The organism is Mesorhizobium sp. P160187 (genome assembly GCF_057766425.1).
Map to the genome: position 1 here is coordinate 443,284 of NZ_JBYMDX010000005.1, position 16,189 is coordinate 459,472.

Genomic DNA, 16,189 nt, shown 5'->3' on the forward strand with positions numbered 1-16,189 from the left:
GACGCGCCGCAGCGTCAAATCATCATTTTGAACATTCCTATTTCCATTTGAAAAATATTTCAACCCGCAAATCGGAGAATGGCTGCAGGACCAAATCTCCCACGGAGGATTCGTGGGGTGACAGCTTCATGCTGCGCTTGATCTCAGCCGATCTCTAGGAAAGGCTTGCCGAGCAGGTCGGGCACGACATCGATGCCGAGGCCGGGCCCGTCGGGAATGCCCATGTGGCTGCCGGTGACCGGTGGGGCGTTGGAGGCCGTGCGCACCGTCACCCACTCATGGAAGGCGATGGCGTGCAGCCGGCGTTCTTCCGGCGTCGACAGCGACAGATGCGCCATCGCCGCCGTGTCGATCTCGGCGCCGCCCGTATCCTCGACGGTGATCATGAAACCGAGATCGACGGCGACGTCGCGGATTTGCCTTGTCCTGGTTACGCCGCCAAGCCGCGAGATCTTCAGCGTCAGCCCGTCGGCGGCGCCCAGGCGATGGATTTCCAGCATCGCCTCGAGCGAGATGACGCTCTCGTCCAGCACCATCGGCTTGTCGAGCATGCGGCGCACCGACATGTTCTCCTCGATCGTCGTGCAGGGCTGCTCGAACGTGTAGTCGATGCCGCGCGTTGCATCGGCGAACTGCCGCGCCTGGTAGGGTGTCCAGCCGGCATTGGCGTCGCAGAAAATCACCGTGCCTTTCGGCACGGCCGAAGCGACTGCGCTCACCCGCTCGATGTCTTCATGCACATTGCCGCCGACCTTGACCTGCAGTCGGCGGCAGCCCTGGGCGATGATCCTTTTGGCCAGTGCCGCCATCTGGTCGAGCGTGCCGTGGGTGACGACGCGGTAGGTCTCCGCCATGTCGCTCTCGCGGCCGCCAAGCATGGTCACCAGCGGCACGTCGGCGGCCCGGGCCGCCAGATCCCAGCAGGCCATGTCGAGCGCCGACTTGATGTAAGGATGGCCCTTGAACACCGTATCCATCAATCGGCCGATGCCGGCGAGGCCACGCGGGTCCTGGCCGATCAGGTGCGGCGCGATCTCGACCACGCCCGCGCGCGTTCCCGCCGGAAAGGCGGCCGAATAGAAATTGCCGAGCGGCGCCATCTCGCCCCAGCCGGTCACGCCGCTGTCGGAGGTGATGGCGACGATCACCGCATCGAAGCAGTCTGCAACCCGCCCCTTTGACATGCGGTAGGGCCCGTCCACGAAGGGCTGCACGACGCGATAGGCCTTGATGGTTTTGATCTGCACTTGTCTGTCCGTTGTCTCTAGGCGTTGAGGAGGGTCAGCCCTTCGATGTTCCGCTGATCGAGGCCACGCGCATAGGCAAGCAGCTCTTCGAAATCGAGGTCGATATGCTCGCGCGCATGGCGCTGGGCAGCGCGCATGTCGGCGCCCTTCAAGAGCCGCACATAGGTTTCGTGGAGATCTTCGGCCGGCACCGGCTCGTTGCGGGCCCGCTGGTGCAGGGCAAAGTACATCTGCAGCCGGCTGGTCAGCCGCTGCCAGGTTTCCAGCAGCACCGAATTGTCGGCCCATTCATAGATCAGCCCGTGCAATTGCAGTGCGGTCTCGATCTGGCGGGTGGTGTCGCGCGCGCGCGTTGCCTGCTTCACCGCTTCGTGGCGGCGGTCGAGTTCATCGAAGAAGCGCTGGTCGCGCAGCTTCCATGTCCGCTCGATGGCGAATTCATCGAGCACCTTGTTCAGCGAGTAGGCGTCGTCAATGTCCTTGGCGGTGACATCGATGACGAAGGTGCCGGCATAGGGAATGCTGGTCAGGATGCCTTCCTGCACCAGCTCGCGCATAGCTTCGCGCAAAGGCGCGCGGCTGACCCGCATCTGCTCGGCGATCCTCAGCTCGCTCAGCTTTTGGCCGGGTTCCAGCTGGCCGATCAGGATCGCCCGCCGCAACAGCGCAACGATCTCGGCTCGGCGTGTCGTATCCGCGATCGGATTGAAGTCCAGCTTGGCCATTCCGTCACTCCAGTGAGAGCCGGAAACAGACAAGCAGATTGTCGACAATCCTACAATATGTCTGTTCCGGATTCTTGTGCCTTGCGGTTACTCCAAAAACGGCGTGCGGCGCTCCATAAAAAAACGGCGCCCTCGGCGTGGAAGCCGAAGGCGCCGCAGGACCGGGGCTGATGGGGGTTATCAGCTGGCCGGTTTCTCCTGGGGCAACGGCGAGATCGGCATTCCTGGTCCGATCTTCTGCAGATTGCCCGTTATCACCTGGTCGCCTTCGGCAACGCCGCTGAGGACCGCCACAAGGTCGCCGCTGGTCGCGCCAAGCGAGACGATGCGCTGGTCGACCGTGTTGCCCTTGCCGACGACATAGACATATTTGCCGAGCTGGCTCGAACCCAGCGCCACCTGCGGCACCATCAGCGCGTCGGGCAGCTGCTTGATGTGCAGCCGCACGCGGACATACTGGCCCGGCAGCAGCGAGAACCTCGCATTGCCGATGGTGGCGCGCGCCGTAATCGTGCCAGTCGAGTGGTCGACCGTGTTGTCGATGAAGGTGAGTTCGCCCTTCTGGCTGGCTTCGGTCTCGCCGGGCAGCAGCACCTCGACCTCGATCGGGCCGGCGGCCCGGGCCCGTTCGATTTCGGCCAGGTCCGTCTCGCTCGGATTGAAGGTGACGTAGATCGGGTCGAGCTGCACCAGCGTGTTCAGCACCGTGCCGGCGACGCTGACCAGCGTGCCGACCGAAGCCTGGTTGCGGCCGACGCGACCGGCAAACGGAGCGTGGATTTCGGCGTAGCTCAAATTGAGCTCGGCCGTGCGCACCGCCGCCTGGTTGACGGCAAGCGACGCTTCGGCCTGGCGCAAGGTGCTCGTGCGCTGGTCGAACCCGTCCTTGGCGAGATAACCGCTCTTGGCGAGTTCGGAGCCGCGGCCGAGATTGGAGCGTGCATAGTCGAGGCTCGCCTGGTCGCGCTGCACTTCGGCCCTGGCCTGGTCGAGAGCCGCCTTGAAGTCGTCGGGCGAGATCTTGTAGAGCAGATCACCCTGGCGCACATCCGCGCCGTCCTCAGCCGTCTGCTCCTGCAGATAACCGGGCACGCGGGCCTGCAAGGTGACGCTGCGGATCGCCTCGATGCGGGCGGCGTAGTCGAGATAGATCGGGATCGTCTTCTTGACCACGCTCGTCACCGGCACCGGCATGACGAATGCCGCAGGTGCTGCCGTCGCTGCCGCCGTGCCGGCATTGAGGCTGAGATTGCCCATGTCGAGGAAGTGAACGCTTGCCACCGAGATCGCCCCCAGGGCGACGGCCGTTCCCAAAGCTATTTTCCATTTACGCATTTTGGTCTCCAATTCTATTCGGCTGCTTCGGCCAGGCGCATCCGCGCTGGTTCGGCAGTCGGTTCATTATTGTCCTGGTCATGAGCGGCGTTCGGTTCGCTGCGCACGCGGCGTTCGCGCAGCTGTTCGATAACCGCGTAGAAGACCGGCACGAACACCAGCGACAGGATGGTCGCCGCGACCATGCCGCCAAAGACGGTGGTGCCGATCGACTGCCGGCTTGCCGCACCCGCACCCGTCGCAAACATCAGCGGCAGCACGCCGAGGATAAAGGCGAAGGCCGTCATCAGGATCGGCCGCAGCCTCAGCCGCGCAGCTTCCATCGCCGCGTCGACAATGCTCAGTCCCTCCTCGCGCCGCCGCCTTGCAAACTCGACGATCAGGATCGCGTTCTTGGCGGCGAGGCCGATCAGCATGACGAAGCCGATCTGTGAGTAGACGTCGATCTGCATGCCGCGCAAGAACAGGGCTGCGAAGGCGCCGAACAGGGCCAGTGGCACCGCCAGCAGCACCATGAACGGCATCGCCCAGCTCTCATACTGCATCGCCAGGATCAGGAAGACGAAGACGATGGCGAGGCCGAAGACGACCGACGCGATCGATCCTGCCTTGAGCTCCTGGAAGGTGATGCCGGTCCATTCGAAGCCGAAATCCCTGGGCAAAGCGGTGGCAGCGGCCCGTTCCATCGCGGCAACCGCCTGGCCCGACGAGAAGCCGGGGGCTGCGCCGCCATTGATCGTGGCCGAGGCGTTGTTGTTGTAGTGCGGCACGGTTTCCGGGCCGACGAACGGCACCAGTTTGCCCAGTGTGCTCAGCGGCACCATGCCGCCGGAGGCGTTGCGCACATAGAGCCGCGAAAGGTCGCCTGCGTCGGCACGTGCATCCTTGTCGGCCTGGATGGTCACCCGGAAGGTGCGGCCGAACAGGTTGAAGTCGTTGACGTAGAGCGAGCCGAGATAGATCTGCAGCGTGTTGAAGACGTCGGGCAGGTTGAGGCCGAGCAGTTTGGCCTTGCTGCGGTCGAGGTCGTAGTTGAACTGCGGCGTCGAGGTCGAGAACGGCGAGAACAGCTGCTGCGGGTTGATTTCCGGCTGCTTGCGCGCCTCGGCGATCACGGCTTGCGTCGCGTCGTTGAGGGCTGAACTGCCTCGCCCGGTGAGGTCCTCGACGACGAATTCGAAGCCGCCCGTGGTGCCGATACCCGGGATCGAAGGCGGATCGAAGGACAGCGCGAAGGCTTCCGGAATCTGCATCAGCTTGCCGCGCACATCGGAGACGAGCTTGGACGCGCTCTGGTCGGGGCCGCGCTCTTCCCACGGCTTCAGGATGGCGAACTCGACAGCCGAGTTCGACTGCGCCGCACTGGTCAGGAAGTTCAGGCCGCTGATCGAGCCGACAATCTCGACGCCGGGCGTAGCTTGGAGGATGTCGCGCGCCTTCTGGGCCACGGCGTCGGTGCGTTCCAGCGAGGCGCCGTCAGGCAGCTGGATGACGACGAAGAAGTAACCCTGGTCCTCGACCGGAAGGAAGGTCGAGGGCAGCTTCTGCCAGACGAAGTAGGTGGCGACCAGGCCGGCCGCGAACAGACCGAGCATGATCCAGCGCAGCCGGATGAGGATGCGTACGCCATGGGCATAGGCATGCGACAGCCTATCGAAACCCGTGTTGAACCAGCGGAACGGGGCGAACTGCGTCTCCCCGCGATGGCGCAGGAAGGCGGCACTCAGCGCCGGGCTGAGCGTCAGCGAGTTGAAGGCGGATATGCCGACCGAAATCGCCACCGTCAGCGCGAACTGATTGTAGAGCTTGCCGGAGACGCCAGGAATGAAGGCAACGGGCACGAAGACGGCCATCAGCACCGCGGTGGTGGCGATGATCGGTCCGGTGACCTCGGCCATCGCGGCCTTGGTGGCCGCCAGCGGTTTGAGGCCCGCCTCCAATTGTCGCTCGACATTTTCGACCACCACGATGGCGTCGTCGACGACGAGGCCGATGGCCAGCACCATGCCGAGCAGGGAGAGCATGTTGAGCGAGAAGCCCATCATTTCCATGACCACCATCGTCGCCACCAGCGACACCGGAATGGCGATGGTCGGGATGATCGTCGTGCGCCAGCTCTGCAGGAAGATGAACACCACGGCCACGACCAGCACCAGCGCTTCGCCAAGCGTGATCAGCACGTCATGCATCGATGCCGACACGAAGCGCGTGGTGTCGTAGTGCATGGCGTAGCTGACGCCCTTGGGAAAACGGGCCGACAGTTCCTGCATCTTGTCCTTGACGTGCTGCTGCAGATCGAGCGCGTTGGAACCGGGCATCTGGTAGACGGCCAGCACCACCGTCGGGTCCTTGCCGAAGAAGGCCGACGACGAATATTGCAGCGCGCCGAGCTCGATGCGGGCGACGTCGCGCAGTCGCACCAGCGAGCCGGTGCCGGTGTTGGCGCGCACGACGATGTCGCCGAACTCCTTGGGGTCGCTCAGGCGGCCGACGGCGTTGACCTGCATCTCGAAGGCGGTGCCGGCGGGCGCCGGCGACTGGCCGATCTTGCCGGCCGCCACCTGGACGTTCTGTTCCGAGATGGCGTTCTGGACGTCGACAGCGGTGATGCCAAGATTGGCGAGCTTGTCCGGGTCGAGCCAGACGCGCATCGAATAGCGGCGCTCGCCGAATATCTGGACGTCGCCGACGCCAGGCAGCCGCTTCAGCGGATCGACGACCTGCAGATAGGCGAGGTTGCTCAGCGCCACCGGATCGACCGAACTGTCGGGCGAGGTCAGGTTGACGATGAGGACGAAATTCGGGTTCTGCTTCTTGATCGTCACGCCGCCCTGGTTGACGATCGCCGGCAGCGACGAGGCCGCTTGCGAGACGCGGTTCTGGACGTCGACGGCCGCGGTGCTCAAGGAATAGCCGACATCGAAGGTGATGGTGATGGTCGAGGAGCCGTCATTGGAGCTCGACGACGACATGTAGGTCATACCTTCGACGCCGTTGATCTGCTGCTCCAGCGGCGTCGTCACCGTATCGGCGACCACTTGCGCGCTGGCGCCCGGATAATGGGCGCTGACCACGACCTGCGGCGGCGTGATGTCGGGAAACTGCGAAACCGGCAAAAGGAAATAACAAATCGTCCCGGCGAGCACCATGATTATGGCGATGGCCGAGGCGAAGATCGGACGATGGATGAAAAAGTTTACCACGACACGCAAACCTCTTTATAAGAACCGGCCTCTTTAAAAGAATTGGCAGACCGGGACAGCCGCCGGCCGCGCACCGAACCCGGGTCTTGCAAAAAATACGAAGACGGCGCCGCACCGCTGAGGCCCTGCTCATCGGCAACGGTCCTCAGCATCGCTTCGAAGGCGCGCGGATTGACGCGGTCCGCTTTCATCACCAGCCGGATCATCGGATCCCGGATGGCTTCATCGATGGTCAAATCCTTGCGCTGCGACATTGGAGCGTCTCCATTCCAGCGATTCGCATCGGACGATCGCGAACCGGTTTTCATCTCTTCACCGGCCGGAGCCGCATGACCTGCAATTTTCACCCTTTGTGATCTGGCAGGACCAGTTCACGGCCTTGTTATTGACGGAAGGCCACATAGGTGTTACCAGTAAGTAACATTCGGATAGTTACAGACCGGTAACACCCTAGTCAAGAGGTGAACCGAATTTTTAGGGAGACAAGGAGACTGCGATGGCAGACGGCATTACCGATCGCGTGCGCCCCCGGGACCGAATCCTGGAGACGGCGCAGGACATGTTTCACAAGCATGGCATCAAGGGCGTCGGTGTCGACGCCATCACGGAAGCCGCCGGCACCAACAAGATGACGCTCTACCGTCATTTTGAGTCGAAGGACGAACTGATCGTCCAATGCCTGCGCGCGTCGGCGGCTAAAGGCGCCGCGATGTGGGACCAATTCGAGGCTGAGCATCCCGGCGACAAGCTCGCCCAGTTGCATGCCTGGATTCGCATGGCCGCTGCTTGCCTGGCGGCTGACGGTCGCGGCTGCGACATGGCCAATGCCGCCGCCGAATTGACCGAGCCGGACCATCCGGCCAGGAGCGTGATCAAGGAGCTCAAGAGCGCTCAGCGCGATCGCCTCGTTGCGCTGTGCCGGGATGCGGGCATCGGTCAGGCCGAGCTTCTGGCCGATACGCTGTCGCTGCTGTTCGAAGGGGCGCGCGTCAGCGTGCAGACCATGGGCTGCCAGGGCCCCAGCACGCAGTTCGTGCGCATGGCTGAAGGCCTGATCAGCTCTTTCAGGGCGCGCTGAATTCCAGCTCACCGAGTTTGCAAGGCCCCCTCATCCGGCCGCTTCGCGGCTAGCTCCTCCCCGAGGGGAGAAGAGGCTGGCGCCGGCGCTGATGATCTCCTTTCGCTTTGGCGAGAGGTCGGATTGCAGCGAATTGCTCTTTGCAACTCGGTCTCGGCAATCCGGGTGAGGGGCTTTGGATATGCCAAGTTTCATTTGGGAATGAAAAAAGCCCGCTGCCGGGAGGAGGTGGCAGCGGGCTCGATTTCGAACGAGATGCGGGAGGAGGTGCACCGCGCTCAGCGTCGGCATCGCATCTGGGAGGAGTAGATGGCCGACACCCAGATGAGTAAGGGTTGCCCAATGATTCGGCAACAATGAAAGTTGCATGGCTGCTGTGCAGATTTGCGGCATCTACCCCGACTTGTCGTACAAATCGGAGAAACCGCCACGGCGCGACTTCACTGCACCGGCACGTTTTCCTTGAAGATCAGCCGTGGCTCGATGAACTTCTTCGTCAGGTATGGCGCGGCGGATGCGATCGAGCCAAGCAGGCGGATCACAGATTGCTCCGCGATCAGCCGCGCATTCTGGTCAATGACGACATCGGCGAGGTCGTCGACGAGATAGCCGCGCGTTTCCTTGGTCAGGTCGTGGCAGATGAAGACCGGCTTCTTCTTTGGCTTGGCCTCGAGCAGCGCTCTCGCCACACCTGAGCGCCCGGCGCCGACGCAATAGATGCCGAGCAGTTCCGGCTCGTTGTGCAGCGCCTGCATCGTTGCGGTGTAGCTGCCCTCCGGTTCGTCATTGATCTCGACCGCACTCGAGACCGTGAGATTGGGGAATTCCTCTGTCAGCACCGACCGAAAGCCCATCTCGCGCTCCTCGTGCCCGCGATAGGAACGCGAGCCGACGACCATCGCCAGATGACCCTGGCGGCCATTGAGGAAGCGCCCCATCAACAGCGCCGCCGTGCGTCCGGCAACCCGGTTGTCGATGCCGACATAGGCCGAACGCGGGGCGGCTGGAACGTCGGAGACCAGCGTGACAAGGCGGATGCCTGCCTCGACCACATCGCGCAATATGTTGCGCGTTCGCGGATGATCGACGGCAATGACGCCGACGCCATTGGCCTTCAGCGACAGATTTTCAACCGCCGCCTGCAGCGCTGCCGGCGAGATGCCGCCGAGATTGTGGATCCGGCACGAGGCGACCAGCGGCAGGCGCCCCGCATAGTCCTCGATGTGCCCGGCGAGGTCGATCATGAAACCGTTGGCGCCGATCGGCAGGAAGAATTCAAGATGCGCCGGCCGCGACGGCAGCGTCACCTGATCGACCACCGGCAAATAGCCGAGCTGCTTGGCCGCCTCCATCACCCGTTGGCGGTTGGCGGCGCTCGCGCCGGCCCGGTTGTTCAGAACCCGGTCGACGGTCGCGGTCGACAGGCCGCAGCTCCTGGCTATGTCGGCAACGGTGGCTTTCATGGCTGTAGTCATAGAGCATGATCCCGAAAAGTGGGAACCGGTTTTCTCGGACAAACGGGAACCGTTTTGTCAAAAGGTCATGCTCTACAACGAGTTAGAGCGGATGCGTTTCCGTGCCAGACGGCGCGAAGACGGTTCAGCCGTTCGATGGCCCGCCTTCGATGATGGCGTCGCGGATCTCCTTGTCCGACATCCCGGTGATGATGCGTTCGACCTCGGCCACGCTGGTCTTCTTCGGGTCGATGTCGTCGGCCACCACCTTGCCCCGGCGCATGACGACGATGCGGTCAACCACCTGGAAGACATGGTGGATGTTGTGGGCGATGAAGATGCAGGAATGCCCGGAATCGCGCGCGTTGCGCACGAAGCTCAGCACGCCTTGCGTCTCGGCGACGCCGAGATTGTTGGTCGGCTCGTCGAGGATGATCAGGTCGCTGTCGAAGTGCATGGCGCGCGCGATCGCGACGGCCTGCCGCTCGCCGCCGGACAGGGAGCCGATCGGCGTCGTCGGCGGGATGTTCTTGGAGATGCCGACCTGTTTCAGCAGGTCGCGCGCGACATTGTTCATCGCCTCCTGGTTCATGCGGTTCAAAAAGCGCGGCGGTTTGATCGGCTCGCGGCCGAGGAACAGGTTCCGCGCGATCGACAGCTGCGTCACCAGTGCCGAATCCTGGTAGATCGTCTCGATGCCGTGCGCGATGGCGTCGCTGGTGCTGCGCAGATTGACCTTCTTGCCGCGGATGAAAATGTCGCCGCTCGTCAGCGGCACCGCCCCCGACAACACCTTGATCAGTGTCGATTTGCCGGCGCCATTGTCGCCGAGCAGGCCGACGATCTCCCTTTCGTTGACATGAAAATTGGCGTCTTCGAGCGCCTGCACGTGCCCGTAGGACTTTTTGATGTTGGACATGCGGATGAGCGGTTCAGCCATGGTTCTAGGTCCCCGCCTGATGACGGCGTTCCAGCCATGAGTGCAGCGCCATCATGCCGAGGATGATGGCGCCGATGAAGATGTTGTAGGCCAGCCCGGGCACGCCGATCAGCACGATGCCGTTGCGCATGACGCGCAGGATGAGGATGCCGAGCACGGTGCCGATGATGGTGCCGCGCCCACCGGTCAGCGCCGTGCCGCCGATCACCACCATGGCGATGACTTCGAGCTCGTAGCCGGTGCCGCTGTTGGGGTTGGCGGCCGACGTGCGCAGCGACGAGATGACGCCGGCAAGCGAAGCCATCACCGACGACAGCACGAACAGGCCGATCTTGACGCCGCTGACGTTGACGCCGCGCGCCCTTGCGGCGCCTGGATTGCCGCCGGCTGCCTGGATCCAGTTGCCGGTCCGGCTTTGCGTCAGCACGTAGCCCAGCGCGATGGCCGCCGCGATGAACCAGAAGAGCGACATGTAGATGCGGAACGGGCCGATGAAGAAATCACCGACCAGCGCTTCGGCCAGCCAGCTGCCCTCGGCGCTCCACGTCCGCTGCGGAAAGCCGTCGGTGACGAACAGCGCGGTGCCGCGCACCACCAGCAGCATGCCGAGCGTCACCAGGAAGGATGGGATTTTCAGCTGCGTGACGAACCAGCCATTGACCAGGCCGATGAAGGCCGCGATCAGCAGCGCGGCGAGGAAGCCGACCTCCAGCGAGGTCAGGCCGCTGTTGAACAGCGTCCACATCAGCACCGGCGAAAAGCCGAACAGCGAGCCGACCGAAAGATCGAATTCACCCGACGTCATCAACAGCGTCATCGCCAGCGCGATCAGCCCGAGCTCGACGGTGAAGGCCAGCGTGTTGGAGATGTTCTGCGGCGACAGGAAATCGTGGTTGATGCTCCAGAACACCGCGATTTCGACGATGAGCAGAACGAAGGGCCCGAATTCCGGCCTCGCGATCAGGCGTTGGATGAGCGAACGGTTTTCCACTGATAACCTGCGACAGGAAGGGGAAGGCTGAGCCCCGCGCGCAACGCGAAGGGCTCGGCGAAAGACAGTCGCGACCGCGGCTGCGGCCGCGACTGTTGAAGGTCTGGGTTATTTGCCGGACAGGATGTCGTCGTAGACCTGCGCGGTGTCCTTTTCATAGAGCGCGCCGGTGATGACGTTGAAGCCCGGAGGAATGCCTGACGCCGCCATGTTGGCCAGCGACAGCGCGACGTAGCTGGTCGCCTGCGGGTCCTGCCACTGGCCGGCATTGACGTAGCCGGTCAGCACTTCCTGGGTGGTGTCGAGCGAGTTGCCCCAGCCGACGACCGGGATTTCGCCCGGCTTGATGCCGGCCTGGTCGAACACCCGCTTGATCGAGCCGGTGACCAGATCGCCGAGGCCGATGATTGCCTTGACCTTGGCCTTGTTGGCGGTGAGATAGTCGACCATGCGGTTGATGGCTTCGGCCTGGTCGAGGGTCGCTTCGGTGATCTCATAGGTGATCCCCAGCGGTTCGAAGACGCTCTTGATGCCTTCCTCTTCCTGGACGCCGTAGGTGGCGCCGGGGATTTCGACCGGCATCCAGACGAAGTCGCCCTTCTTCACCAGGCCCTTGTCGACCAGATATTGCGCCCAGTGCTTGCCGAAGGTGACGTTGTCGCCGCCGACATAGGCGTCGAAGCTTGCCTTGGGATCGGGCGTGTTGAAGTTGATGATCGGGATCTTGGCCGTGTTGGCTTCCTTGGCGATTTCGATCAGGCTGCCCGGATCGGGGCTGGTGGTGACGATGCCGTCGGCCTTTGCCGAGATCGCGGCGCGCACGGCCTCCTGCTGCGAGGCAACGTCGCCATTGTGGAACGAGGTGTTGACGGTGTTGCCGGTGTCCTTCGCCCATTGCTTGGCGCCGGCCAGGAAGTAGGTCCAGACCGGGTCGGCCGGGCCGCCATGCGAAATCCAGTAGAACGTCTTGGCCTGTGCCGCCGCCGGAACGGCCAGCGCCACAATCAGGCCAAGCACGAGTAATCGTAGCCTCGTCAGCATTTGCTTTCCTCCCATGTTGAAAAACGACCTCCACGTCCGGCGATGATCCGGGCGATGCCCTTGATCCTCTCCTCCTGCCAGCGCCGACCCGGATGCGCAGAGCATCTTCTTTTGCGGCCGATGGCAAGCCTCCATCCGCTCAATGGATGGTGGCGCGATGCAACGCGCCATCAGCGATCCCATCAGATCGCATCAGTTAGAGAGCAATTCCAGGAAAAGTGTGAAACGGTTTTCCGCCCGGAATTGCGTCAAACCAAGAGATAGAGATATTCCCCGGCAAGCAGGCGGGGCTTAAACTCAGGCGCGCGGAATTTCCTGAAAGCGCTCGGCCTGGCGGATGCGCAGCACCTTGGCCAGCCGGTCGAGCGCGAGCGCCAGCACCATCACCGCGCCGATCACGAACGGGCTCCATGCGGCGTCGACGCCGAACAGGGTAACGCCGCTCAAGATGACCTGGATGATCAGCATGCCGATCACCGCACCGAAGACGGTGCCGCGCCCGCCGGAAAGCGAGGTGCCGCCGATGATCGCCGCGGCAATCGCCATCAGCACGAAACCGCCGCCTTGGTCGACGTCGGTAACGGGAGAGCCAAGCCACAGCGCGCCCGCCAGCCCCGAGACGATGCCCATCAGCACCAGCGTCTGCAGCCGCACAGCACCTGTCGGGATGCCGGCATAGAGCGCCGCCTGCGGATTGCTGCCGACGGCCTGGATCCGGTAGCCGAAGCGGCTGCGGTGAAGCACGAGGTGCATCACCACCGCCATTGCGACGAAGACAAAGACAGCCGTCGGCACAAGGCCGAACAGCTTGCCGTGAACGATCTCAAAGAAGTCGCCGCCTGGGCTGGCCGGAGCTGTCGCTTGCATCTTGACGGCCACCGCCGCCAGGCCCCGGAACATTGCAAAGGTGCCCAGCGTAACGACGATGGCCGGCAGTCGCAGCGCCACCACCAGCAGGCCGTTGACGAGGCCGAGCCCGGCGCCGAGCAGCACGCCGGCAAGGGCGGCAAGCCACGGGTCGATGCCGGCGGCCAGAAGGAATGCGGTGAGAAGGGCCGCGAGATGGAATATCCAGCCGACGGAAAGGTCGATCTCGCGGAGTGCGAGCACGAACACCATGCCGACCGCCAGCATGCCGGGATAGGCAGCGGTTTCCAGCAACGACAGCACATTGGCCTGATCGAGGAAATCCGGCCGGGCAAAACCTGTAATCGCCACCAGGACAACGAGCCCGATGAGCGGCCTGAGTTCGACGGGCAGGCGAAGGCTGCGCTTCGGGTGGGCAGCCGAACCGGCAAGCCGTAGCATGGGATCCAATCGTGTCATGCAATGGCTCCCACGAGTTTCTTTTTCGACCGCTCCGCCTCCGGCATCTCGCCGGTGGTGGTCAGTTGCAGCATTGTCCTTCGCTTCATCTCGGCGCCGGACAGCTCGCCGGCGACCCGGCCGCGGTGGAAGACAAGGACGCGGTTGCTGAGGTTGGTCAGTTCGGACGGCTCGACCGAACGCAGCAAAACGATACAGCCATTGGCCGCCATCTGCCGGATCAGCGCATAGATCTTGCGCTTGGCAGCCGCCTCGATACCGCCAGCCGGATTGTCGAGGAGCAGCACTTGCGGCGCCGTCTCCAGCCATTTGGCGATTACGATCTTCTGCTGATCGCCGGCCAGCAGCGAATTCACCGGCGCGTCCGGCAGGCCCTTGATGCGCAGCGCATCGATCTGCCTTGCGGCGGCGGCGATCGCGGCCTTGGGCGAGTAGCGGCGCGACCCCCAGTTGCGGGCGCCGGTGGCGATGTTGCCTATGTTGAAGGCCAGCGACCGGTCGGGCATCAGGCCGTTGCACAGGCGGTTGGCCGGCACCAGGCCGATGCCGCGCCGCGCCGCTTCGGTCGGATTTCCAGGCAAGCCGTAGCCGTCGGGGAGCCGCACCCTGCCGCTTTGCGCCTCGCGCAGGCCAAACAGCATCTCGAACAGGTCTTCAACGCCCGACCCCTCAAGCCCGGCCAAGCCGAGGATCTCGCCGGAGCGGGCGGTGAAGCTGACGCCGGAAATCCGGCCGCCGCTCAGACCCTCCACCGTGATCCGCGGCCTTATCGTGCTGGCATTGGCCGGCAGTGCAGGCGGGAACAGGCTGTCGCGCTGCTGGCCGATCATGGCGTCGATCACATCGGCTTCGCTCAACGCCGAGCGCTCACTTGTCAGCACGTCACGGCCGTTGCGCATCACGGTGACCTGGTCTGCAATCGCAAACACGTCCTCCAGCCGGCGCGAGACATAGAGCACGCTCGTGCCCTTGGCCTTGAGGTCACTTAGTACGGTGAACAGGTGCTCGGTCTGGCGCCGGTCGAGCGCAGAATTCGGTTCATCGAGGATCAGCAGCCTCGGGCCTTCCAGAATTGCGCGGCCGAGTTCGACATATTGCCGTTCGCCCATGCCGAGTTGTCCCACAGGAGCGTGGACATCGACGTCGAGCTTGAGTTGCCGAAGCAAGGTGCGGCTGCGTGCCTCCATCTCGCGCCTGGAGACGAAGCCATTGCGCAACGGCTCGCGATTGACGAAAAGATTGGCCAGCACCGAGCGGTCGGCAAACAGGCCGAGCCCCTGGTGGACGACGCCGAAGCTGTGCTTGCGTGCAGCGATCGGGCTGTCGACGGTGACGATCTGGTCGCCGACGCGGATGGTGCCGCTGTCGGGCCGGAGCACGCCGGCAAGCACCTTCACCAGCGTCGACTTGCCGGCGCCGCTTTCACCGACGACAGCATGGATCGTCCCCTGTCCGACAGACAGGTTCATATCCCTGAGCGCGACAACGCCGCCATAACGCATGGCGAGATTGCGCACCGATATCATCGGCAAACCGAGCATGCGATTCGGCCCCCACAGACCGCGCCCCGATCCTGGAGCGAATTTCCGATACAGTCACCCGGATTCCGCTAACAAACGGCTTACAGGGACCGGATACGAACGTTTATCGGCTATCCGTTCGTCCCGGCTGCTCCGAAATCAGATCAGCTCGGCCTTGGCGAGGTCCCGCATGAGATGGCTGGCGCCGTAGGTCCAGTGCGGGCAATCGGGCGACAGAAGCACGCGGTTGACCAGCGCGCCGAATTTCTCCGACGAGATGGTGACGATGTCGCCGATCTTGTGGGTGAATCCCTTGCCCTTCTCGCCGCGATCCTTCGACGGCACGAACATGGTGCCGAGATAAAGCGCCAAGCCGTCGGGATACTGGTGGTGCGGCCCCATGGCGGCCGCGACCAGCTCTTCGGGCGAACGGCTGATCTCGGCCATCGAGCTCGCGCCCTCCAGCGAAAACCCGTCCTCGCCCTCGACCTTCAGCCGCACCGTGGCGCGCTTGACATCGTCGATGGAAAAGCTTGCGTCGAACAACCGGATGAAGGGCCCAAGCGAGGCCGAGGCATTGTTGTCCTTGGCCTTGCCGAGCAGCAGCGCCGAGCGTCCCTCGACGTCGCGAAGATTGACGTCGTTGCCGATGGTGGCGCCGACGATCCTGCCGGTGCTGGCGGCGATCATGGCGATCTCCGGCTCGGGGTTGTTCCAGGTGGAGACAGGATGCAGCCCGACATCGGCGCCGAAGCCGACGGACGCCATCGGCTGGCATTTGGTGAAGATCTCGGCATCGGGGCCGATGCCGACTTCCAGATATTGCGACCAGGCGCCGCGCTGGATGAGCTTGGCCTTGATCTCCACCGCTTCGGGTGAGCCGGGCTTCAGCTTCGACAGATCGTGGCCGATCAGCCGGGCAATGTCGGCGCGGATGGCGTCGGCCTTTTCCGCCGAGCCGCGCGCCTGCTCCTCGATGACGCGTTCGAGCAGGCTGACGACGAAGGTGACGCCCGAAGCCTTCACCGCCTGCAGGTCGATGGGCGAGACCAGATAGGGCTTTGCCGGGTCGCGGGTAGCCTGAAAACTGTTGGCGGCGATCGCATCGAGCGAGCCGATCGGTTTGCCCTTGGCAGAGCGCACGTGTCCGGCCGGATCGGCCATCTCGCAAATGTCGCGCACGGTGGGTGCGGTGGTCGAGGTGATGTCGAAAACGATGCCGTCGCGCACGGTGACCACCAGAGGATGCGAGGCTTCGCCTGCCCTGGCACGGCCGATGAAGAGCCCGTCGGCGGGAAGCTGCGTTGGGTTCGTCATGGCTTACGGTCC

13 protein-coding genes are annotated in these 16,189 nt (G+C 63.7%); 1 reads left to right on the forward strand and 12 read right to left on the reverse strand.

The annotated features are described in order from the left end of the window. Positions 1-143 precede the first annotated feature (143 nt). The 5 genes from AC3CCE_RS26800 to AC3CCE_RS26820 form a co-directional block, all read right to left on the reverse strand. Positions 144-1,247, reverse strand: a complete 1,104-nt coding sequence (locus AC3CCE_RS26800; RefSeq protein WP_023696609.1) for a mandelate racemase/muconate lactonizing enzyme family protein — start codon at positions 1,245-1,247, stop codon at positions 144-146. A 17-nt stretch (positions 1,248-1,264) separates the two neighbouring features. Then, positions 1,265-1,972, reverse strand: a complete 708-nt coding sequence (locus tag AC3CCE_RS26805) for a GntR family transcriptional regulator (RefSeq protein WP_023704855.1) — start codon at positions 1,970-1,972, stop codon at positions 1,265-1,267. A 180-nt stretch (positions 1,973-2,152) separates the two neighbouring features. Next, positions 2,153-3,307 carry an efflux RND transporter periplasmic adaptor subunit gene (locus tag AC3CCE_RS26810; RefSeq protein WP_352625622.1) on the reverse strand — a complete coding sequence of 385 codons (1,155 nt, stop codon included), beginning with the start codon at positions 3,305-3,307 and terminating at the stop codon, positions 2,153-2,155. Positions 3,308-3,321: 14 nt separating this feature from the next. Further along, the gene (locus AC3CCE_RS26815; RefSeq protein ID WP_352625624.1) at positions 3,322-6,510 is read right to left on the reverse strand and encodes an efflux RND transporter permease subunit; all 3,189 of its coding nucleotides are present in this window, start codon (positions 6,508-6,510) and stop codon (positions 3,322-3,324) included. Then, positions 6,504-6,764: a hypothetical protein gene (locus AC3CCE_RS26820; RefSeq protein WP_352625625.1), complete on the reverse strand. Its 261-nt coding sequence runs from the start codon at positions 6,762-6,764 to the stop codon at positions 6,504-6,506. The genes AC3CCE_RS26815 and AC3CCE_RS26820 overlap by 7 nt, the downstream gene beginning before the upstream one ends. Positions 6,765-7,006: 242 nt before the next feature. Between AC3CCE_RS26820 and AC3CCE_RS26825 the strand changes: the two genes are divergently transcribed. Beyond that, positions 7,007-7,588: a TetR/AcrR family transcriptional regulator gene (locus AC3CCE_RS26825; RefSeq protein WP_023668517.1), complete on the forward strand. Its 582-nt coding sequence runs from the start codon at positions 7,007-7,009 to the stop codon at positions 7,586-7,588. A 440-nt stretch (positions 7,589-8,028) separates the two neighbouring features. Here the strand turns inward: AC3CCE_RS26825 and AC3CCE_RS26830 are convergent, their stop codons facing one another. The 7 genes from AC3CCE_RS26830 to AC3CCE_RS26860 form a co-directional block, all read right to left on the reverse strand. Then, positions 8,029-9,051, reverse strand: coding sequence for a LacI family DNA-binding transcriptional regulator (locus AC3CCE_RS26830; protein WP_023668516.1), 1,023 nt, complete (start codon positions 9,049-9,051; stop codon positions 8,029-8,031). A 136-nt stretch (positions 9,052-9,187) separates the two neighbouring features. Further along, positions 9,188-9,982 (reverse strand): ATP-binding cassette domain-containing protein, encoded by a 795-nt coding sequence (locus AC3CCE_RS26835; protein WP_352625627.1) that lies wholly within the window; start codon positions 9,980-9,982, stop codon positions 9,188-9,190. A 4-nt stretch (positions 9,983-9,986) separates the two neighbouring features. Continuing rightward, positions 9,987-10,973, reverse strand: coding sequence for an ABC transporter permease (locus AC3CCE_RS26840; RefSeq protein WP_023668514.1), 987 nt, complete (start codon positions 10,971-10,973; stop codon positions 9,987-9,989). Between the two features lie 108 nt (positions 10,974-11,081). Next, positions 11,082-12,014, reverse strand: a complete 933-nt coding sequence (locus AC3CCE_RS26845) for a substrate-binding domain-containing protein (RefSeq protein ID WP_023687083.1) — start codon at positions 12,012-12,014, stop codon at positions 11,082-11,084. A gap of 297 nt (positions 12,015-12,311) precedes the next feature. Next, on the reverse strand, positions 12,312-13,340 hold the full coding sequence (locus tag AC3CCE_RS26850; protein WP_352511577.1) for an ABC transporter permease: 1,029 nt from the start codon (positions 13,338-13,340) through the stop codon (positions 12,312-12,314). Further along, positions 13,337-14,881 carry a sugar ABC transporter ATP-binding protein gene (locus tag AC3CCE_RS26855; RefSeq protein ID WP_352511578.1) on the reverse strand — a complete coding sequence of 515 codons (1,545 nt, stop codon included), beginning with the start codon at positions 14,879-14,881 and terminating at the stop codon, positions 13,337-13,339. Before AC3CCE_RS26855 ends, AC3CCE_RS26850 begins: the two co-directional genes overlap by 4 nt. Positions 14,882-15,019: 138 nt before the next feature. Next, positions 15,020-16,177, reverse strand: a complete 1,158-nt coding sequence (locus tag AC3CCE_RS26860) for a fumarylacetoacetate hydrolase family protein (protein WP_352444416.1) — start codon at positions 16,175-16,177, stop codon at positions 15,020-15,022. Between the last annotated feature and the right edge of the window lie 12 nt (positions 16,178-16,189).